General features: G+C 71.9%; 18 protein-coding genes and 1 tRNA gene. 15 read left to right on the forward strand and 4 right to left on the reverse strand.

Annotation, left to right across the window (positions count from 1 at the left end; genetic code table 11):
* Positions 1–11: 11 nt before the first annotated feature.
* From proB to ACIBVQ_RS38835, 4 genes are all read left to right on the forward strand, one after another.
* Entirely contained in the window at positions 12–1,136 is a 1,125-nt protein-coding gene (gene proB, locus ACIBVQ_RS38820; RefSeq protein WP_352016348.1) for a glutamate 5-kinase, read from the forward strand.
* A 17-nt stretch (positions 1,137–1,153) separates the two neighbouring features.
* Positions 1,154–2,446 (forward strand): glutamate-5-semialdehyde dehydrogenase, encoded by a 1,293-nt coding sequence (locus tag ACIBVQ_RS38825; protein ID WP_362784388.1) that lies wholly within the window; start codon positions 1,154–1,156, stop codon positions 2,444–2,446.
* Between the two features lie 49 nt (positions 2,447–2,495).
* A complete protein-coding gene (locus tag ACIBVQ_RS38830; protein WP_386192443.1) occupies positions 2,496–2,669 on the forward strand; it encodes a hypothetical protein in 174 nt (57 codons plus the stop codon).
* A 166-nt stretch (positions 2,670–2,835) separates the two neighbouring features.
* Positions 2,836–4,416: a serine/threonine-protein kinase gene (locus tag ACIBVQ_RS38835; protein ID WP_386192440.1), complete on the forward strand. Its 1,581-nt coding sequence runs from the start codon at positions 2,836–2,838 to the stop codon at positions 4,414–4,416.
* Positions 4,417–4,508: 92 nt separating this feature from the next.
* Here ACIBVQ_RS38835 and ACIBVQ_RS38840 read toward each other — a convergent pair whose 3' ends face one another.
* Positions 4,509–5,534 (reverse strand): M48 family metallopeptidase, encoded by a 1,026-nt coding sequence (locus ACIBVQ_RS38840; RefSeq protein ID WP_184715434.1) that lies wholly within the window; start codon positions 5,532–5,534, stop codon positions 4,509–4,511.
* A 74-nt stretch (positions 5,535–5,608) separates the two neighbouring features.
* Here ACIBVQ_RS38840 and nadD point away from each other — a divergent pair, with 74 nt between their 5' ends.
* The 5 genes from nadD (at position 5,609) to ACIBVQ_RS38865 (ending at position 10,914) form a co-directional block, all read left to right on the forward strand.
* Entirely contained in the window at positions 5,609–6,277 is a 669-nt protein-coding gene (gene nadD / locus ACIBVQ_RS38845) for a nicotinate-nucleotide adenylyltransferase (protein ID WP_399183863.1), read from the forward strand.
* Positions 6,278–6,367: 90 nt separating this feature from the next.
* Complete coding sequence (gene rsfS, locus ACIBVQ_RS38850) at positions 6,368–6,775, forward strand: ribosome silencing factor (protein ID WP_352016343.1); 408 nt, start codon at positions 6,368–6,370, stop codon at positions 6,773–6,775.
* Positions 6,772–7,404: a histidine phosphatase family protein gene (locus tag ACIBVQ_RS38855; RefSeq protein ID WP_362918407.1), complete on the forward strand. Its 633-nt coding sequence runs from the start codon at positions 6,772–6,774 to the stop codon at positions 7,402–7,404. The genes rsfS and ACIBVQ_RS38855 overlap by 4 nt, the downstream gene beginning before the upstream one ends.
* Before the next feature lie 121 nt (positions 7,405–7,525).
* A tRNA-Ala gene (locus ACIBVQ_RS38860) sits at positions 7,526–7,598 on the forward strand.
* Between the two features lie 133 nt (positions 7,599–7,731).
* Positions 7,732–10,914: a BTAD domain-containing putative transcriptional regulator gene (locus tag ACIBVQ_RS38865; RefSeq protein ID WP_399183865.1), complete on the forward strand. Its 3,183-nt coding sequence runs from the start codon at positions 7,732–7,734 to the stop codon at positions 10,912–10,914.
* Positions 10,915–10,923: 9 nt separating this feature from the next.
* On the opposite strand, the gene ACIBVQ_RS38870 is transcribed toward ACIBVQ_RS38865, so the two are convergent.
* The gene (locus tag ACIBVQ_RS38870; protein ID WP_362918411.1) at positions 10,924–12,282 is read right to left on the reverse strand and encodes an ATP-binding protein; all 1,359 of its coding nucleotides are present in this window, start codon (positions 12,280–12,282) and stop codon (positions 10,924–10,926) included.
* Positions 12,279–12,956, reverse strand: a complete 678-nt coding sequence (locus tag ACIBVQ_RS38875; protein ID WP_352016339.1) for a response regulator transcription factor — start codon at positions 12,954–12,956, stop codon at positions 12,279–12,281. Before ACIBVQ_RS38875 ends, ACIBVQ_RS38870 begins: the two co-directional genes overlap by 4 nt.
* Positions 12,957–13,006: 50 nt before the next feature.
* On the opposite strand from ACIBVQ_RS38875, the gene ACIBVQ_RS38880 reads away from it, so the two are divergent.
* Positions 13,007–13,726 carry a hypothetical protein gene (locus tag ACIBVQ_RS38880; RefSeq protein ID WP_399183868.1) on the forward strand — a complete coding sequence of 240 codons (720 nt, stop codon included), beginning with the start codon at positions 13,007–13,009 and terminating at the stop codon, positions 13,724–13,726.
* A 7-nt stretch (positions 13,727–13,733) separates the two neighbouring features.
* Here the strand turns inward: ACIBVQ_RS38880 and ACIBVQ_RS38885 are convergent, their stop codons facing one another.
* Positions 13,734–14,231: a DUF523 domain-containing protein gene (locus ACIBVQ_RS38885; RefSeq protein ID WP_352016337.1), complete on the reverse strand. Its 498-nt coding sequence runs from the start codon at positions 14,229–14,231 to the stop codon at positions 13,734–13,736.
* An 87-nt stretch (positions 14,232–14,318) separates the two neighbouring features.
* On the opposite strand from ACIBVQ_RS38885, the gene ACIBVQ_RS38890 reads away from it, so the two are divergent.
* The 5 genes from ACIBVQ_RS38890 to ACIBVQ_RS38910 all read left to right on the forward strand — a co-directional run bounded on the left by ACIBVQ_RS38890 (position 14,319) and on the right by ACIBVQ_RS38910 (position 18,182).
* Positions 14,319–14,681 (forward strand): hypothetical protein, encoded by a 363-nt coding sequence (locus ACIBVQ_RS38890; protein WP_362918413.1) that lies wholly within the window; start codon positions 14,319–14,321, stop codon positions 14,679–14,681.
* Positions 14,678–15,058, forward strand: coding sequence for a hypothetical protein (locus ACIBVQ_RS38895; RefSeq protein ID WP_352016335.1), 381 nt, complete (start codon positions 14,678–14,680; stop codon positions 15,056–15,058). Before ACIBVQ_RS38890 ends, ACIBVQ_RS38895 begins: the two co-directional genes overlap by 4 nt.
* A 60-nt stretch (positions 15,059–15,118) precedes the next feature.
* Positions 15,119–15,802, forward strand: a complete 684-nt coding sequence (locus ACIBVQ_RS38900; protein ID WP_362918417.1) for an SRPBCC family protein — start codon at positions 15,119–15,121, stop codon at positions 15,800–15,802.
* 200 nt (positions 15,803–16,002) lie between these two features.
* Positions 16,003–17,235: a CynX/NimT family MFS transporter gene (locus ACIBVQ_RS38905; protein ID WP_399183872.1), complete on the forward strand. Its 1,233-nt coding sequence runs from the start codon at positions 16,003–16,005 to the stop codon at positions 17,233–17,235.
* Positions 17,236–17,342: 107 nt separating this feature from the next.
* Positions 17,343–18,182 (forward strand): metal-dependent hydrolase, encoded by an 840-nt coding sequence (locus ACIBVQ_RS38910; protein WP_362784369.1) that lies wholly within the window; start codon positions 17,343–17,345, stop codon positions 18,180–18,182.
* The last annotated feature ends 49 nt before the right edge of the window (positions 18,183–18,231 follow it).

Genomic DNA, 18,231 nt, shown 5'->3' on the forward strand with positions numbered 1-18,231 from the left:
GTGAGCGTTTCGTGGACTCTGTGCGCGATCGAATCCGTACGGCCTCGCGCCTCGTCGTGAAGGTGGGTTCGTCGTCGCTCACGACCCCGCAGGGAACGATCGACGTCGACCGGGTCGACGCCCTGGTCGACGTGCTCGCCGCGCGCCGTACGGCGGGGACGCAGGTCGTGCTGGTCTCCTCCGGGGCGATCGCGGCGGGCCTCGGCCCGCTCGGTCTCTCGGCCAGGCCGCGTGACCTGGCCACCCAGCAGGCCGCGGCCTCGGTCGGCCAGGGGGTGCTGGTCGCCCGCTACACCTCCTCCTTCGCCCGCTACGGCCTGCGGGTCGGCCAGGTGCTGCTGACCGCCGACGACATGATGCGCCGCTCGCACCACGTCAACGCCCAGCGCACGCTGAGCAGGCTGCTCGAACTCGGCATCGTCCCGGTGGTCAACGAGAACGACACCGTGGCCACCGACGAGATCCGCTTCGGCGACAACGACCGGCTCGCCGCCCTGGTCGCCCATCTGACGCGGGCCGACGCCCTGGTGCTGCTGTCCGACGTGGACGCGCTCTACGACGGCGACCCGCGCCGTCCCGGTGCCAGCAGGCTGCGGGAGGTGCGCGGCCCGCAGGACCTGGTCGGGGTCGAGCTGGGCAAGGGCGGCGCCGTCGGCACCGGTGGGATGGTCACCAAGGTGCAGGCAGCCAGGATCGCCACCGGTGCGGGCGTGCCGGTGGTGCTGACCGCGGCCGCGCACGCCGCGCAGGCCCTCGCGGGCGCCGACATCGGCACCTGCTTCCACCCCGACGGCCGTCATCCGGGCACCCGCCTGCTCTGGCTGGCGCACGCGACCACCGGGCGGGGCAGGCTCCACCTGGACTCGGGTGCGGTGGACGCCGTGGTCGGGCGCCGCAAGTCGCTGCTGCCCGCCGGGGTCACCGCCGTCGAGGGAGACTTCGCCGCGGGTGACCCGGTCGATCTGTGCGGGCCGCTCGGCGGGGTGGTCGCCAGGGGACTGGTCAACTTCGACGCCGTGGAGATCCCGGACCTGCTCGGCCGTTCGACGCGTGAGCTGGGCGCCAGCCTGGGTCCGGAATATGAACGCGAGCTCATCCACCGTGACGACATCGTCATACTGGAGTCCCACCACTAGTTCTTTTGGAGCGCGACATGTCCGAGGACTTCCTGAAGGTAGCCCTGGCGGCTAAGGAGGCCGCCGCCGAGCTGGCCCCGCTGCCGCGGGCCCCGAAGGACGTCGCGCTCCGCGCGATCGCCGACGCCCTGGTCGCCAGGTCGGCCGAGATCGTCGCCGCGAACGCGCTCGACGTCGAGCGGGCGGAACAGAACGGCGTCCAGGCCTACATGATCGACCGGCTCAGGCTCGACGAGGGACGGGTCGCCGCCATCGCGGACGCCGTACGCCAGGTCGCCGACCTGCCCGACCCGGTCGGTGAGGTGATCCGGGGCGGCACGCTGCCCAACGGCCTCGAACTGCGCCAGCTCAGGGTGCCGCTCGGCGTGATCGGCATCATCTACGAGGGCCGTCCCAACGTGACCGTGGACGCCGCCGCGCTCTGCCTGAAGAGTGGCAACGCGACCCTGCTGCGCGGCTCGTCGAGCGCCTACGAGTCGAACACGGTCCTGGTGAGGATCATGCAGGAGGCGCTGGCGGGCACCGACGTCCCGGCCGGGGCCGTACAGCTGGTGCCCGGGCAGTCCAGGGAGTCGGCCAAGGAGCTCATGCGGGCCCGTGGCCTGGTCGACGTGCTGATCCCGCGCGGCGGGGCCTCACTGATCAACTCGGTGGTCGAGGAGTCGACGGTCCCGGTCATCGAGACCGGTGTCGGCAACTGCCACGTCTACGTGGACGCCGAGGCCGACCTCGACCTCGCCCTGGAGATCCTGGTCAACGCCAAGGCGCAGCGCCCCTCGGTGTGCAACGCCGCCGAGACGTTCCTGGTGCACGCCGACGTCGCGGACGCCTTCGTGCCGCGCGCACTGGCCGCGCTGGCGGCCGAGGGCGTGACGGTGCACGGCGACGCCAGGATCGCCGCCCACGGTGACGGCGTGGTGCCCGCAGGGGAGGAGGACTTCCTGGCCGAGTATCTCTCGCTGGACATCGCCGCGGCCGTCGTGGACTCCCTGGAGGAGGCGGTCGCGCACATCAGGAGGTACGGCTCGGGCCACACCGACGCCATCGTCACCCGCTCCGTCACGGCCTCCCGGCGGTTCGTCGCCCTGGTCGACTCGGCCGCGGTCGCGGTCAACGCCTCGACCAGGTTCACCGACGGCGGCGAGTTCGGGTTCGGTGCCGAGATCGGCATCTCCACCCAGAAGCTGCACGCGCGCGGGCCCATGGGCCTGCCGGAGCTGACCTCCACCAAGTGGGTCTACACCGGTGAGGGGCATCTGCGCACCGGTGCGGGCACGGTCATCGCCTCCTCGGGTGCTACGAACGGTTAGAGCGTGTCGCTCCGGGTGATCGGGGCCCAGGATGGTTTGACTGGGCCCCATGGAGACCGTGATCGCGTTCCTGTTCGTCGTCGTCGTGCTGGTGTGCCTCGACCGCCTGATGCTGTGGCTTGAGGGCAGGGGGCATGTGCGCTGGCGCCGTACCGGAAGGCGGGACCTGTCGGCCGAGCCGACGGCGGAGCTGGACAGCCTCCTGGAGGACTCCCGCCCCTGAATCGGCACGGATCTTTCCCCTCGTACGGCGCGCCTCCGGAAAATCGTCATATTCGCCCGCTAGGGTGAGGACTCCTATGGCTGGAGAGCAGGGAAGCACGGGCGAACGTGCGACCCGGTAGGCACAGCGGTCCCCCCAGGGCCATGTGGCCGACGCAGGAGGTCACGTGGGTCGTCTCGGGCGCGTCGGCTCCTACACGTTGGTTGAGCGCTTAGGCCGGGGCGGCATGGGTGAGGTCTACCACGCGACCAACAAGCGTGGTGAGAGCGTCGCCCTCAAGATGCTCCACGACGCCGTCGACGCCGACGCGGAGTCGCGGATACGCCTCGAACGCGAGGTGCGCGCGCTGCGCCGGGTCGAGAGCCCCTACGTCGCGCGGGTCCTCGACGCCGACCTCGCCTGTGAACGCCCCTACCTCGTCATGGAGTACATCGAGGGAGACACCCTCCTCGACCGCGTACGGCGCGGCGGCCCGCTCGGAGGGACGGCGCTGATCAACCTGGCCCACGGCCTGGCCACCGCCCTGTCGATCACCCACGCGGCCGGGATCGTCCATCGTGACCTCAAGCCCGCCAACGTCCTGATCAACGTGGAGAACGACCCGGTCCTGATCGACTTCGGCATCGCCCAGGTGCTGGACGCCACCCGGCTCACCCTGACCGGAACCTTCCTGGGCACCCCCAGCTACGCCGCTCCCGAGGTGTTCGCCGACGAGCCCGTCGGCGAGCCCGCGGACGTGCACGCCTGGGCGGCGACCGTCGCCTTCGCGGCGACGGGGCGCCCCACCTTCGGCAGGGGACCCGCCGAGGCGCAGATGTACGCCATCCTCAACGGCCAGGCCGACCTGGCCGGTGTCCCGGCGGCGCTGCTCCCACTGGTGCGGGCGGCCCTGCACCGGGAGGCGGCCAAGCGCCCGACCGCGGCCCTTCTCACCGCCCGTCTCAGCCGCCTGGCCAGGGCCGCGGGAGCGGAGCAGCGGCCGCGCGGCGCGACGCGGCAGGTTCCGGTGGCCGCCGCGGCGGGTGCGGCGCGCAGAGCGGAGGCACGCCCGCGTGGGACGGGCACCAGGACGGAGGAGCCGCCGCGGGCCGGACGGCCCGTCCAGGGGCACGAGGGGGTCACGCGTCAGCCCGTGACCGGTGAGCCGTCCGGGGACAGGCCCGTCCGGCGGATGGTCAGGAGGCCGCGGGCGGGAAGCACAGCAGAGGACTCCGCGCCCGGCAGGCCGTCCCAGAAGGGCAGTGCGGCGCTGGGGTTGCTGCTGGCCGTACTGGCCGTGCCGTGTGTCGTGGCGACCGTGATCTGGCCGGTGGCCACCTTCGCCGTGACGGGGGCCTGCGCCGCGCTGGTCCGTTCGGTCTGGGCCGGGCACCGGCTGGCGCGCGGACGCAGGACGGCCAGGTCGCGGGGTGTCCTGCGGGCCGCGTCCTTCCCGCCGGTCTTCGCGATCTCGCTGCTGACCGTGCTCGCCTGGCCGGGGGTTCCCGCCGCCGCGGCGGCCTGGGTGACCCTGTGGCTGGCCTGCGGGGGTTCACCGCCGCCTGAGTGGTGGTTGCAGCCTGCCCCGGTGATCCTCGCGGGCGTCGTGTTCGGCGTCCTCTGCGGCATGATCGTCAACCGGGAGGTGGAGCGGGTCGGCGCGAGGTTCCCCGAGCTTCACAAGGAGGGGCTGCGCATGCTCGCGTTGCTGGGCGGGTTCGTCGCCCTGTGCGCGGCCGCGGTGCGCGCGCTCGCGTTCCTGATCTAGCCTCCGGAGCGCCTCACGGGGCCTCCGGAAGGGGTGGCCTTCGGAAAAGGCCCGGAAGGCGGCCTTCCAGACCTTTTCAGGGAGCCACGCCCTCAGTTGCCGTCGCGGCGGGCGAAGCGGTTGAAGATGCGCTCACCCGCGTTGACCGCGCCCTCGGCGACGTCGCGAAGGACGCCGATGAAGGGGTCCTGCGACTGGGACCAGGACTCGCGGTAGGAGCGGGCGGCGGCCCTGACCTCCTCGGAGATCTTGGCGTTCGCGTCGTCGGCCCGGCGGGGGTAGTCGCCGGAGAGGATGGTCTCGTACTCGCCGCTGCGGCGCCACTTGTCCAGCTCGGCCACCCGGGAGACGGCGAACGGGTGGGTCGTGCCGAGCAGGTTGAGGACCTTGAGCAGGCCGTCGCGGACGTCACCGGCCGTGTCGTACTCGCGGGCCTGGTCGAGGAAGGCCTCGATGTTCATCTCGTGCAGGCGGGAGCCGCCGGCGAGCTTCATCAGCGCGCGCAGCGCGGCCTCCGGGTCCTGGCCGCAGAGCAGACCGCCGCGGTCGGCCGACAGCTCCGACTTGCGGTGCCACTCCTCAAGGCCGGCGACGATCGCGCGCAGCCCGATGTAGCCGAGCGGGATCCAGGCGACGCGGGTGGCCAGACGGGTCAGGATGTCCAGCATGGTGCGGTAGACCGCGTGGCCGGACAGGATGTGCGCGGTCTCGTGGCCGACGACGAAACGCAGCTCCTCGTCGTCCATGAGGTCGAGCAGGCCGGTGGTGACGACGATGAACGGGTCGTCGAACCCGATCGCCATGGCCTGCACCTGCGGGCTCTGCTGGACGTACACCTCGGGAATGCGGTGCAGGTCCAGGGTGTAGGCCGCGTCACGGCCCATGTCGTGCAGTGTGCGGAACTGGGTCTCGCCGGTGCGCACCGCGGAGGCGAGGTAGATCAGGCGCAGGCGGCGCTCACTGATCAGGCCGGACATCTGCTTGAGAACCGTGTCGAACCCACTGAGCGAGCGCAGGGCTACCAGCGCGGACCGGTCGGCGGGATGTTCGTAGGCACGTGAGCTTACGCCGGGAAGCTGCACGCGATTGCGATCCGGGGTGGTGGTCATGTCCGGCATGCTACGTCGGGCCCGCCGGGCATGCGCGGGGGGTGATTAAAAGCCGGGTACGGCTTACGCGTATGGTCCGTTTCATGATGAAAGCGGCCAACGGCACGGGGAAGAGACGCCTGGGAGTCATGGGCGGCACCTTCGACCCCATCCATCACGGGCACCTCGTCGCCGCCAGTGAGGTCGCGCATCACTTCCACCTCGACGAGGTGATCTTCGTGCCGACGGGGTGGCCGTGGCAGAAGGCCGACAGGACCGTCTCGGCCGCGGAGGACCGCTATCTGATGACGGTCATCGCGACCGCCTCGAACCCGAGTTTCTCGGTGAGCCGGGTGGACATCGACCGCCCCGGGCCCACCTACACCATCGACACCCTCAGGGAGATCGCCGCGGCGGGGGGAGCCGACGTCGAGCTGTACTTCATCACCGGGGCCGACGCGCTGTCGCAGATCCTGGGCTGGCACGACGCCGACGAGCTCTTCACCATCGCGCACTTCGTCGGGGCCACCCGGCCCGGTCACATCCTGCGCGACCCCGGGCTGCCCGAGGGCAAGGTGAGCCTGCTGGAGATTCCGGCGCTGGCCATCTCGTCGTCGGAGTGCAGAGAACGTGTCTCTTCCGGACAACCCATCTGGTATCTGGTCCCTGACGGTATTGTGCAGTACATCAACAAACGCGGCCTTTACCGTCATGTGCGCTCTTCGCCGGACCATCAATCCGTTTGCGACGTGGAATCGGGTGGCACACGATAGGCGTTGTACCCGAAGGCGGCTCTTCGACAGGCGTTCGATCGGGCACCCTGATAGGTGACAGCGCCGACTACTGGAGGACTAACCGAAACCGTGACCGCAACCGACAGATCCGTCCAGCTCATCAGGATCGCCGCCGAGGCCGCGGCCGACAAGCTGGCCGACGACATCCTCGCCTATGACGTGAGCGACCAGCTCGTCATCACCGACGCCTTCCTGCTCTGCTCCGCCACCAACGACCGTCAGGTCCGCTCCATCGTCGACGAGATCGAGGAGCGGCTGCGCGTCGAGGCCCACGCCAAGCCCGTCCGCCGTGAGGGAGAGCGTGAGGGCCGCTGGGTTCTCCTCGACTACGTCGACATCGTCGTGCACGTCCAGCACGAGGAGGACCGCACCTTCTACGCCCTGGAGCGGCTGTGGAAGGACTGCCCCGCCATCGCCCTGCCCGACAGCGTCGCGCAGGCCGCCGCCCAGCGTGCCCGCCCGGCGGTAACTGAGTGAGCCGCCGTGTCGTCTGCCTGAGACACGGCCAGACGCTGTGGAACGTCGAACACCGCTTCCAGGGCCACAGCGACATCCCGCTCGACGAGACCGGCGTCGCCCAGGCGGCCAGGGCCGCCTCGCTGCTCGCCGCGCTCCGCCCCACCATGATCGTTGCCTCCGATCTCCAGCGGGCCTACGACACCGCCTCCGCGCTCGGCCGTCTCACCGGTCTGAGCGTGTCGGTCGACAAGGACCTGAGGGAGCGGGGCGGCGGTGAGTGGGAGGGGCTCACCCGCGAGGAGATCTCCGCCGGGTGGCCCGAGCAGTACGCCGCCTGGGAGGCCCCCGGCGGTGAGGAGGTCGCCGACGTCGCCGCGCGTGTCTCGACCTCCATCCGCAGATGGGCCGAACGGCTCGACGAAGACGGCCTGCTGGTCGTCGCCTCTCACGGAGCGGCGATCCGGCTCGGCATCGCCCACCTGCTCGGCCTGCCTGAGGATCTCTGGTCCGCCCTCGGCGGCCTGGGCAACTGCTCCTGGTCGGTGCTGGAGGAGGGACGCAGGGGCTGGCGCCTGATGGAGCACAACGCCGGAACCCTCCCCGAGCCCGTCCAGAGCGACGACAGCCCCGAGGTGACGCAGAGCTGACCCCTCGTACGGCTCACGCCCGGTGAAGGGCGAGAGCCGTACGGTCGTCGATTAGGTGAACCCCCGGGTGTCCTTGTATGCTTCCCAAGCGCCGCAACGAGAGCACTCGGAGCGGTGACCAGGGGCTATGGCGCAGCTGGTAGCGCGCCTCCATGGCATGGAGGAGGTCTGGGGTTCGAATCCCCATAGCTCCACAGGACCGGCGAGATCCCGTCCGATCAGCTGATCGGGCGGGATCTCGTGTTTTCTGCAGTTCTTCGGCAGTGGGCAGACAGGCCTGAGACGCCCTGATCCGTGGGGCGGGGCCGGCGCACGATAATCGATGACATGTGGTTCGGCTTGCTCGGCGCGACGGAGATCAGGGACGCCGAGGGCGGCCCGGTCCCCGTCGGCGGGCCCAGGACGCGCGCGCTGCTGGCGCTGCTGGCCCTCGACGCGGGCCGGGTGGTGACCGTCGAGCGGCTGATCGACGGCCTCTACGGTCAGGAGACGCGTGGCAACGCCGCCAACGCACTGCAGGCTCAGGTCTCCCGGCTCAGGAGACTGCTCGGGCACGCCGGGACGGTCGAGTTCACCCCCGCCGGTTACCGGCTCGCGGTGAGCCCGCAGAAGGTGGACGTTCACCGGTTCGAGGCACTGGCCGCCCGGGGACGGCGAGCCCTGGAGGAGGGGGACGCCCCGCGCGCGGCCGGCCTCCTGCGCGAGGCGCTGGCCCTGTGGCGGGGGCCCGCGCTGTCCGACGTGGACGGTGCCCCGTTCGCGCGCGGGCAGGCCGTACGGCTTGAGGAACTGCGGCTCTCGGCCGTGGAGGAGCGGGTCGAGGCGGAGCTCGCCATGGGCGGGCACCGGGCGCTGGTGGCCGAGCTGACCGGCCTGGTGGCCGCGCACCCGTTGCGGGAGCGGCTGCGGGGTCAGCTGATGCGGGCGCTGTACGGCGGTGGCAGGCAGGCCGAGGCCCTGGCCGTCTACGAGGAGGCCAGAGGACTCCTCGCCGAGGAACTCGGCGCCGATCCGTCGGCGGAGCTGGCCGCCACGCACCTGGCCGTGCTGAGGGCGGACCTCTCCCTTCTCTCCGGGCCGGTGGTGCCCGCCGCTCCGGAGAGGCACGCGCTCACGGCCCAGCTCACCAGCTTCGTGGGCAGAGGGCGGGAGCTTGAGCGGGTCGGCGCGCTGCTCGAACGGGCACGCCTGGTCACCGTCACCGGGCCGGGAGGGGCGGGCAAGACCCGGCTGGCGGTCGAGGTGGCCACCCGGCACCCGGGGGAGGTCCGGTTCGTCGACCTCGCGCCGTTGAGCCGGGACGCGGAGGTGCCCCAGGCGGTCTTCGACGCCCTCGGGCTGCGCGAGGCGTGGCTCACCCCCGGACTCGGCAGACCGGGAGGCGACGCGGTCGAGCGGATGGTCGCGGCGCTCGCCGCACGGAGCGTCCTGCTGATCTTCGACAACTGCGAGCACCTCGTCGAGGCCGTCGCGGCGCTCGCCGGGCGGCTGCTCGGCGCCTGTCCCCGGCTGCGGGTCCTCGCCACGAGCAGGGAGGCGCTGGGCATCACCGGCGAGAGCCTGTGCCCGATCCCCGCGCTCGCGGTGCCGCCGAGGGGAACCCCGGCGCGGGAGATGCCCGGTTACCCGGCTGTCGAACTGTTCGCCGACCGGGCCGCCGCCGTGCTGCCCGGGTTCACCGTCGGGGAGGACAACGCCGAGGCCGTGGGACGGATCTGCCGGGCACTCGACGGTCAGCCCCTGGCGATCGAGCTGGCCGCGGCCAGGCTGCGTTCCCTGCCGGTCGGCGAGGTCGCCGCCAGGCTGGACGACCTGTTCGGGCTGCTGTCGCGCGGCAGCCGTACCGCGCAGCCGAGGCACCGCACGCTCAGGGCGGTGGTCGAGTGGAGCTGGGACCTGCTGGGGGCGGAGGAGCGGGCGCTGGCCGGGCGGCTGACCGTCTTCGCCGGGGGCGCGACGCTTGAGGCGATCCGCGCGGTGTGCGGGCTGCCGGACGGCGGCACGGTCGAGGCGCTCACCGGCCTGGTGGACAAGTCTCTTGTGGAGGTCTCGGGAACCCGCTACCGCATGCTCAACACGATCAGGGCGTTCTGCGCGGAACGGCTCGCTGAGGCGGGGGAGACCCGGCGGACGCGGCGCGCGCACGCGGAGTACTTCCTCGGCCTGGCGGTACGGGTCGAGCCACGCCTGATCACCGCCGAGCAACTGGAGTGCCTGGCCGCGCTGGACGCCGAGCGCGACAACCTGCACGCCGCGCTCCGCCACGCCACCGAGGCGGGGGAGGCGGAGCGGGGGACGGCGCTGCGGCTGCTGGCGCGCCTGACGACCTACTGGTGGCTGCGGGGACTGCGCAGCCAGGGGGCGGCGCGGGCCGAGGAGCTCCTGCGCGGGATCGGCCCGCATCCTCCGGAGGGGCTGGAGGAGGAGTACACCGTGGGCGTCCTGAGCATCGCCTCCGGCGGGCCGCGCGGCGAGTTCGACGCCCATCTGGGCAACGCCGTCGCGACGATGCTGGCCGGCGGCCGTCCGCCCAGGCAGCCCTTCATGACCATGTTGCTCGGCATGGCCATGGGCATCCCGGAGGCGCACACCGCGAACCTGGACGACCGGTGGTACGGGCTGGTCGGCACCGACCCGTGGAGCCGGGCCCTGAACCACCTCGGCGAGGGGCTCGTGGCGGCCTACACCGGACGGCTCGGTGAGGCGGAGGACAGCCTGTCCGCCGCGCTGGCCGGTTTCCGGGCGGTCGGAGAGCGGTGGGGGACGTCGGTCGCGCTGTCCGAGCTCGCCAAACTGGCCTCCTGGCGCGGAGAGGCCGAACGGGCGTGGGCGTTGTGCGACGAGGCCCTGCGGACGGCCCGTGAGCTCGGAGCCGAGGAGGACGTCGCCGGGATCCTGTGCCAGCGGGCCGGTGTGCGCCTGCAGACGGGGGATCTCCGGGGGGCCGCGGAGGACGCGGAACGGGCCGCCGTGCTGGCGCGCCGTACGGGGGCCTCCGAGGTGTTCGCCCTCACCCGTCACGTGCTGAGCACCGTCGCCAGGGCGCGGGGCGAGACGGCACGGGCCAGGAGCCTGGCCGAGGAGGCGCTCGCCGGGTGCCCCTCCGGGTGGTTCGGCGGCGAGGAGGCCCGGGCCACGATCATGATCGGTCTCGGGCTGACCGCCGAGGCGGAGGGCGTCGCGGGGGAGGCGCTGGCGTGGTACCGCCGGGCGCTGGCCTCCACGGCGGACCTGCACAACGTGACGATGACGGCCCTGGTCGTCGAGCTGATGTCCGGGGTCGCGCTGCTTGAGGGCGACCCGGCCAGGGCCGCCCTGCTGCTGGGCGCGGGTACGGCGGTGCGTGGAACCGCGTCGGCCGGTGACGTGGACGTGGTCCGGCTCGCCGGGGCCGCCAGACGCGCGCTCGGCGACCGGGCCTACGAGGAGGCGTACGGCCAGGGCGCCCGTATGACACGTGAGGAGGCGTTGGCGATGACCGGGGCCGGTGTTTCCGGAGAACCCGCCTGACGGCGCGGGTCAGTCCTGGGCGTCCTGCGTGGCGTCCTTCCTGCGCGGCCAGCGTCTGGCTTGGGGGCGCCGGGCCGTACGGAAGAGGGGCTCGTACTGATCGGTGCGCAGCCACAGCTGCACATGGGCGCCGCCGAGGACCGAGGAGTCGATCCGCAGCGCGCCACCCGAGCCCTCGGCGAGCCTGCGGGCGATGTCCAGGCCGAGGCCGGTCGAGCCCGCGCCGCTGGCCCCGCGCCGCAGCGCCGCCTCGGGGTCGGCGATCCCGGGGCCCGCGTCGGCGATCAGGATGCCGACCGCGTCCGGTCCCTGGTGCAGCGTCACCGTGAACGCGGTGCCCTGGGGGGTGTGCCGGAAGACGTTGCCGAGCAGCGCGTCGACGACCGCGCTGAGCTCGGTCGCCGCGACCGGGATTCTGACCGGCTCCGTGGCGCCGATCAGCTGCCAGGGCCGTTGCTGGTCGTCGGCCAGCGCCGACCAGAAGGTCAGCCGCTCACGCAGTACGTGGGCCGCGTCGCAGTGGACGAGGGCGGGGGCCCGTGAGGGCTGCCTGGCGGCCGCGATGATCTCGTCGACCTCGGCTTCGAGACGGCCCAGGGCCCGGCGGCTCTGTTCGGCCTCCGGGCCCAGGTGGTCCAGGCTGAGACGTAACGCGGTCAGCGGCGTGCGGAGCCGGTGCGAGAGGTCGGCCGCCATCTCCCGTTCCGCGGCGAGCAACTGGATCACCCGGTCGGCCATGGCGTTGAACGCCTCGCCGACCGCGACCAGCTCCGTGGGCCCCTCGGGGGCGATCCTGACGGTGAGGTCACCGGCTCCCAGGGAGGTCGCCGCGTTGCCGAGACGCTGGGAGGCGCGCACCAGCCGGGCCCCCAGCCGGTCGGCGACGAGCACGGAGCCCGCCATCAGCACCAGCGCCACCCCGGTCAGCACCGCCCAGGAGACGGCGACCCCTCTGGTGAGTTCCTGGACGGGTACGAAGATCTCGATGACCGCGGTCCTGCCGTTCTCCAGGGTGACGGGGCGAAGCAGCAGGGAGTCGTCGCCCAGCTCGTCCGAGGTCGCGGCGCGGGTCAGCCGGACCGCCGTGGCGACGGTCAGCGCCGAGGCCCTGGGGGTGCCGATCTTCCTTCCGTCGGGCAGGTGGAGCGCGATGCGCTCCGGCTGGCCCGTGCTGGCGACCGCGCGGGCCAGCCGGGCCGGCGTGGTGGTGATGGCCAGTACCGGGACCAGCGCCGAGGCCTGCCGTTCCGCCTCGGCGATCGCCCGGTCGTGCGCGATGTCCCTGACGATGATCCCGAACGGGACCAGGAAGGCCAGGGCGATCATCGAGGCGCCGGCGAGGGCGAGCAGGGCCAGGGTGCGTCTCACGACGGTGTGATCAGCATGACGCCGACGCCGCGCACGGTGTGCAGATAGCGGGGGGCGGAGGCGCTCTCACCGAGCTTGCGCCGCAGCCACGACAGGTGGACGTCGATGGTCTGGTCGTCACCGTAGGACTGCTGCCACACCTCGGTGAGCAGCTCCTTGCGCGGGACGACCCGGTCGGCGCGGGCCGCGAGGTAGGCGAGCAGGTCGAACTCCCGCCGGGTCAGCGAGAGAGGCTCCCCGCCCAGGGAGGCCTCACGCCGGTTGAGGTCGACCGAGAGCGCGCCGACGCGCAGCACCGGGGGCGGCCCCGCGGCCCGGGCCCTGCGCAGCACCGCGTCGAGCCGCGCGTTGAGGTGGTCGCCGGAGAACGGCTTGACCAGGTAGTCGTCCGCGCCCGCCTCCAGCAGGCGGACGATCTCCGCCTCGTCGTCCCTGGCCGTGGCCACGATGACCGGAACGCTGGAGACGCTGCGGACCATCTTCAGCGCCTCCGACCCGTCCAGGTCGGGCAGGCCGAGATCGAGGATCACCGCGTCGGGGGGATTCTGGGTGATCTCCCGCAACGCGTCGAGCGCACGTCCCGCGCTGCGCACGGCGTGTTGGCGCCTGCCCAGTTCCTGGATCATCGCGGAGCGCACGTACTCGTCGTCTTCTACCACGAGAACCGTCGCCATACGACGTAACCGTAGTGAACAAAGAAGCACATGAGGTAATAATTCACCGCATGAGGCAAACCTGGGGATTCGTTGTGGTCTGGTGTGCTGCCACGGTCCTGGCTGCCGGGATCACCTGGCTTGGTGTCCGTGACGTGCTGACCAGCCAGGTTTTCGACGACGCGAGGGTCGAGTCCCTGGACGCGGAGCTGTCCCGGATAGGGGCCGTCGCGATTCCCTCGAAGCCGCCGACCGGCACGGCCGTCGTGACGGGCCCGCCGAGCGCCTCTCCCCAGGGCAGGCGCACCCCGGGGGCCTACGTCTCCCCCCTGGGCCGCCGCGGCACCTCCCACCCGCGGGCCACCGGTCTGCCGAGGGGCGACACGAAGGGGTCGGTCGGATCCAGGCGGATCTCCGGCCACGAGCGCCAGACGGACGACTCCCCGGCCAAGCCGACCGCGACCGGAACCCCGACCCGGACCACGACCAAGCCCCCGGCCAAGGCGCCGACCGCCACGCCCGAGCCGGAGAAGGCCTCCGCCACTCCCAGCCCCACGCCCCACCTCGCGGCCGAGGGCGGGACCAAGACGGTGAGCTCAAAGAACGGCTCCGTCGCCTTCAGCATCGAGGGGGGCGTGTGCCGGGTGGTCTCCGCCAACCCCAACCCGGGCTACGAGGCCAAGGTGACCCAGGCCGAGGGATGGATCAGGGTGGACCTGGTCCAGGGGGAGCACGGTTCGGCGATCTACTGCGTCGGAGGGGAGAGCCGCACCGACGTGTGGGAGTACTGAGAACGCCTCAGGATCGCGACAACTCGCGCAGCCGTACGGCGGCGGCGGGAATCCTGTCCTCGCCGAACACCGAGACGCCGTGCTGTTCGAGCAGGGCGGTCGTGACCCCGGCACCGGCCAGCCGCCCGCCGCCGAAGGTGCCGTCGTGGATGGTCAGGCTTCCGCAGGAGGGGCTTGCCTCCTTCAGGATCGCCACCCGGGCGCCGCAGGAGAGCGCGGCGGCGAGCGCCGCCCGCGCCCCGGTGAGGAAGGCCTGGGTGACGTCGGTGCCGTCAGCCGTGAGCACCCGGGCCGCCCCGGCGAGCACGGCCGCGCCGCCCGCCCCGCCCTCGATCTCGGCGGGAGGACGCGGCACGGGCAGGCCGCCCTCGACCTCGGGGCAGAACGGCACCAGCCGTCCCTCGGCCCGCCAGGCGGCCAGCAGCGCGTCACCGCTGGTCTTGGCGGCCCCGTCGTAGCGGACCCGCCGTCCCATGAGACAGGCGCTGACCAGGATCGTCTCCACGTGTCCAGGGTATGCGGAAGCGGAGAGGAGGGCGGCGGCACCGGGCAGTAACCTACTGCCCATGCCTCCTGCCACGGTGATGTCCCGATGATCGGCCCGCTCGCGACCGCCCTGATCATCCTTGCCCTGGTCATCGTGCTGTCCGCCATCGTGGCCGCGGGCCGGAACAGGCCGATGGGCACCGTGCTGCTCGTCATGCTCGCGCTGCTCGAACTCGGCCTGCTCGTCCAGGCGGGCCTCGCGGTCGCCGGGGTGATCGGGGGCAGGGGGCCGGCGGAGACGGCGACCCTGATCGGCTACCTCGCGGGGACGCTGGTGATCCCGCCCGGGGCGGTCTTCCTCGGCCTCGCCGAGCGTTCGCGCTGGGGGTCGGCGGTGGTCGCGGTCGGCGCCTTCGCGGTCTGCGTCATGGTGGGACGGCTGCTGCAGATCTGGCAGGGGACGGCATGAGCGAACCGGTGATCGGCTCGGGGCCGGGACGCGCGCTGGTCGCGGTCTACGGTGTCTTCGCCCTGGCCGCGGGCGCGCGTGCCGCGGTGCAGATCGCGACCCGTTTCGGTGAGGCGCCGCTGGCCTACTCGCTGTCGGCGTTCGCCGCGCTGGTCTACCTCGTGCTGGCCGTGGCGCTGGTCAGGGGGAGGCGGGGCCTCGCCCTGACGGCCTGCGGCGTCGAGCTGGCGGGCGTGCTGGTCGTCGGCACGCTGAGCCTGGCCGACCCCGAGGCCTTCCCGCACGCGACGGTCTGGTCAGGCTACGGCAGCGGTTACGTGTTCATCCCCCTCGTGCTGCCGCTTGTGGGCCTTTACTGGCTTTTGCGGCGTAAGTAGTTATGTCCGCGGATCGTCGGGCAGGTCGGCCTACCGAACCCACGAGAGGGAGGCAGACCTGTGAGCACGATCGAACAGTCCGTCGATGTGAACGTCCCGATCAGGACGGCCTACAACCAGTGGACCCAGTTCGAGACCTTTCCCGAGTTCATGGAAGGCGTCGAATCGGTCAGGCAGCTGAGTGACACCCGTACGGCCTGGGCCGTGGAGATCGCGGGCGTCCACCGTGAGTTCGAGGCCGAGATCACCGAGCAGCACCCGGACGAGCGGGTGGCGTGGAAGTCCCTGGACGGCCCGCACCAGGCGGGGGTGGTGACCTTCCACCACCTGTCCCCGGAGACCGCCCGTGTCACGCTCCAGATGGAGTACGAGCCGGAGGGCTTCGTCGAGACCGCGGGTGACTGGCTGCAGCTCGTCCGGCTCCGGGTCCGGGGCGACCTGGAACGCTTCAAGACGTTCATCGAGTCGCGCGGCGGGGAGAGCGGCTCCTGGCGCGGTGAGGTCCCCGCGCCGCACGACCGTCCGGCCGGTTACGGCGCCGACGGTGGCGCGACCGTCACCGACAGGCCGGAGGGCGGCGCTGGGAACGGCGGTTACGGATACGACGATCCGGTTCCGCCGCGCACGGTCGGCAGGGAGTATCCGCCGTCCTCCCCGCTCGCCCCTCCCGGTGGCGGCCCGCTGCCCGGGGCGGGCAGGCGGCCGGGCGAGGAGCCGCCCGCCATGCCGGGCCCGCGCGTCTGAGCCGGTCATCGCCCTGAACTGACGGGAAGGAAGCCGGATCACGCCCTGTAAAGGAGGGCGTGATCCGGCTTTCACAGTGTCAGGGCTTTGGGCGGGGCGCGCATTGCCAGGAACAAACCAAGTTTTAGGTCCTGTTACAGTTGGAGTCAGCCAATCATCCTACGATTGGGTGAATCGATTGAAGGAGGACTGAACCCCGCATGAGCGTGCTAACCCATCAGACTCGGGGCCGCACCGGTGGAACGACGGGATCTCTCGCCTGGTTGCTCGTGCTGGGAATCGTCCTCGCCGCACTGAACCTGCGCACCGCGGTCACCAGTGTGGGACCGGTGCTCGACCGCATCTCCTCCGGCCTCGGCATGTCGGGCGTCGGAGTCGGGCTCCTCACCACACTACCCGTTCTCATCTTCGCCTCGGTCGGCGCCGTGACACCGGCCCTGGCCAGGAGGATCGGCGAACACCGGCTGCTGCTGACCGCCCTGGTCGCCCTGGGCTCCGGACTGCTCATCCGCGCGATGGTCGGCTCGGCCGAGGTCTTCCTGTTCAGCAGCGCGCTGGCGCTGTCCGGCGGCGCCGTGGGCAACGTGCTCATCCCCACCCTGATCAAGCGCCACTTCCCCGGCCGGGCCGGGACCATGACCACCGTCTACACCACCGCCCTCGCGGCCGGCACGATGCTCGCGGCCGCCGCGACCGTCCCGATCGAACGGGCCGCCGACGGCAACTGGCACGTTGCCCTCGGGGTGTGGGCGGCGCTGGCCGCTGTCGCCGCCATTCCGTGGCTTGCGCTGTCGCGCAGTGAGCCGGAGCGGGACACGGGCAGCAGCGATCTCGGTCCCCGGAGCCTGGTCAGGAGCAGGCTCGCCTGGGCCGTCGCCGCCTACTTCGGCACGCAGAGCATGGTCGCCTACATCATGTTCGGCTTCCTGCCGAAGATGCTCATCGACGGTGGCTACACCCCCGGACAGGCCGGGCTGACGCTGGGCGTCTTCACCGCGATCGGCATCCCGGTCTCCATGGTGGTGCCGTGGATCGCCTCGAAGTTCGCCGACCAGCGGCCCGTCGTGACGGCCTTCGTGGTCTTCTACACGATCGGCTTCCTCGGCCTGTGGCTCGCTCCCGTCAACCTGGCCTGGCTGTTCGCCGTACTGGTCGGGATCGGGATGGGATCGTTCCCGCTGGCGCTGACCATGCTGGCCCTGCGCACCCGGACCCCCGAGGCCACCGCCGCTCTGTCCGCCTTCGGACAGAGCGCCGGATACCTCATCGCGGGCGCGGGTCCTCTGGTCGTCGGTGTGATGCACGAGGCCAGCGGAGGCTGGACGCTGTCGTTCCTGCTGCTGTTCGCGGTCGTCGGCGTGCAGCTGGCCACCGGCTGGTACGCGGGCAGGGCGCGCTATCTGGAGGACGAGAAGGGCGTCCCCGCCCTCTGATCCCCCCCTCCCTCCGCCGTATGGCCCGTGCCTCCTCAGGGGTGGCGCGGGCCATACTCGTTTGGCTGAGATGATGAAGGAACCAACAGGGGCAGAAGGGGGAAACGGTGATCGAGGGATCGACGCTTGTCAGCTATCCGGCGGGGGAGACCGGGGGCCGCTCCACAGTCGTGGCGAGGGTCCCCGTGGGGGAGGAGCACGGGACGGTCGTGGCCGAGACCCCCTTCCATCCGCTCGACCACACCTGGCCCGACCAGCCCGCGGACCGGGGGACCATCGCCGGGATCGCGGTGACCGACTGCGTGACCGGGGCGGTGGCCGACGGCGAGCAGCGGATCCACCTCGGCGAGGACATCCCGGTACGGCGCGGCAGCTCCGGGTGGAGCTGGCTGGTCGTCCACGTCACCCGGGAGCCGGTCCCCGACGGGGAGGTCGAACTCGCCGTCGACGCCGAGTACCGTCACGCGCTCTCCACGGGGCACACCGCCTGCCACCTCGCCGCGCTCGCGCTCAACGCGGCGCTGGCAGACCGGTGGCGCAAGGAGATCTCCGCGGACGGCCTGGGCAACCCCGACTTCGACCAGACGGCCATCGCCTCCTCGCGAATCCTGCCCGGGGGCAGCCTCGACGTCTATCGCCTCGGCAAGTCGCTGCGTCGCAAGGGCTTCGTCACGGAAGGGCTGCAGGAGAGCCTTCCGGAGATCACCGGGAAGGTCTGCGACACGCTGAAGGAGTGGGTCGCGGCCGACGCCGAGGTCCGGATCGAGAGCCCCGGGCGCGAACTGACCGCGCGCCGTACCTGGCGCTGTGGCCTGCCCGAGGGAGAGGTGACCATTCCGTGCGGCGGCACCCACCTGCCGAGCACCTCCCGGCTCGGCGCCGTCACCGTGTCCTTCGAACTGTCCCAGGACGGCACCGAGCTCACCATGCGCACCACCGCGGGCTGAAGGCGGCGCTCCCGGGAGTCCACGGACATGGCGCCCAAGGCGTATCACG

Source organism: Streptosporangium sp. NPDC049376 (assembly GCF_044466505.1).
Classification (GTDB): Bacteria; Actinomycetota; Actinomycetes; order Streptosporangiales; family Streptosporangiaceae; genus Streptosporangium.

What these genes read in the sequence shown, in the direction of transcription:
- ACIBVQ_RS38825 (WP_362784388.1), top strand. Translation starts at nt 1,154, where the DNA reads ATGTCCGAGGACTTCCTGAAGGTAGCCCTGGCGGCTAAGGAGGCCGCC.
- ACIBVQ_RS38830 (WP_386192443.1), top strand. Translation starts at nt 2,496, where the DNA reads ATGGAGACCGTGATCGCGTTCCTGTTCGTCGTCGTCGTGCTGGTGTGC.
- ACIBVQ_RS38840 (WP_184715434.1), bottom strand. Translation starts at nt 5,534, where the DNA reads ATGCCGGACATGACCACCACCCCGGATCGCAATCGCGTGCAGCTTCCC.
- nadD (WP_399183863.1), top strand. Translation starts at nt 5,609, where the DNA reads ATGATGAAAGCGGCCAACGGCACGGGGAAGAGACGCCTGGGAGTCATG.
- ACIBVQ_RS38865 (WP_399183865.1), top strand. Translation starts at nt 7,732, where the DNA reads ATGTGGTTCGGCTTGCTCGGCGCGACGGAGATCAGGGACGCCGAGGGC.
- ACIBVQ_RS38875 (WP_352016339.1), bottom strand. Translation starts at nt 12,956, where the DNA reads ATGGCGACGGTTCTCGTGGTAGAAGACGACGAGTACGTGCGCTCCGCG.
- ACIBVQ_RS38880 (WP_399183868.1), top strand. Translation starts at nt 13,007, where the DNA reads ATGAGGCAAACCTGGGGATTCGTTGTGGTCTGGTGTGCTGCCACGGTC.
- ACIBVQ_RS38890 (WP_362918413.1), top strand. Translation starts at nt 14,319, where the DNA reads ATGATCGGCCCGCTCGCGACCGCCCTGATCATCCTTGCCCTGGTCATC.
- ACIBVQ_RS38895 (WP_352016335.1), top strand. Translation starts at nt 14,678, where the DNA reads ATGAGCGAACCGGTGATCGGCTCGGGGCCGGGACGCGCGCTGGTCGCG.
- ACIBVQ_RS38905 (WP_399183872.1), top strand. Translation starts at nt 16,003, where the DNA reads ATGAGCGTGCTAACCCATCAGACTCGGGGCCGCACCGGTGGAACGACG.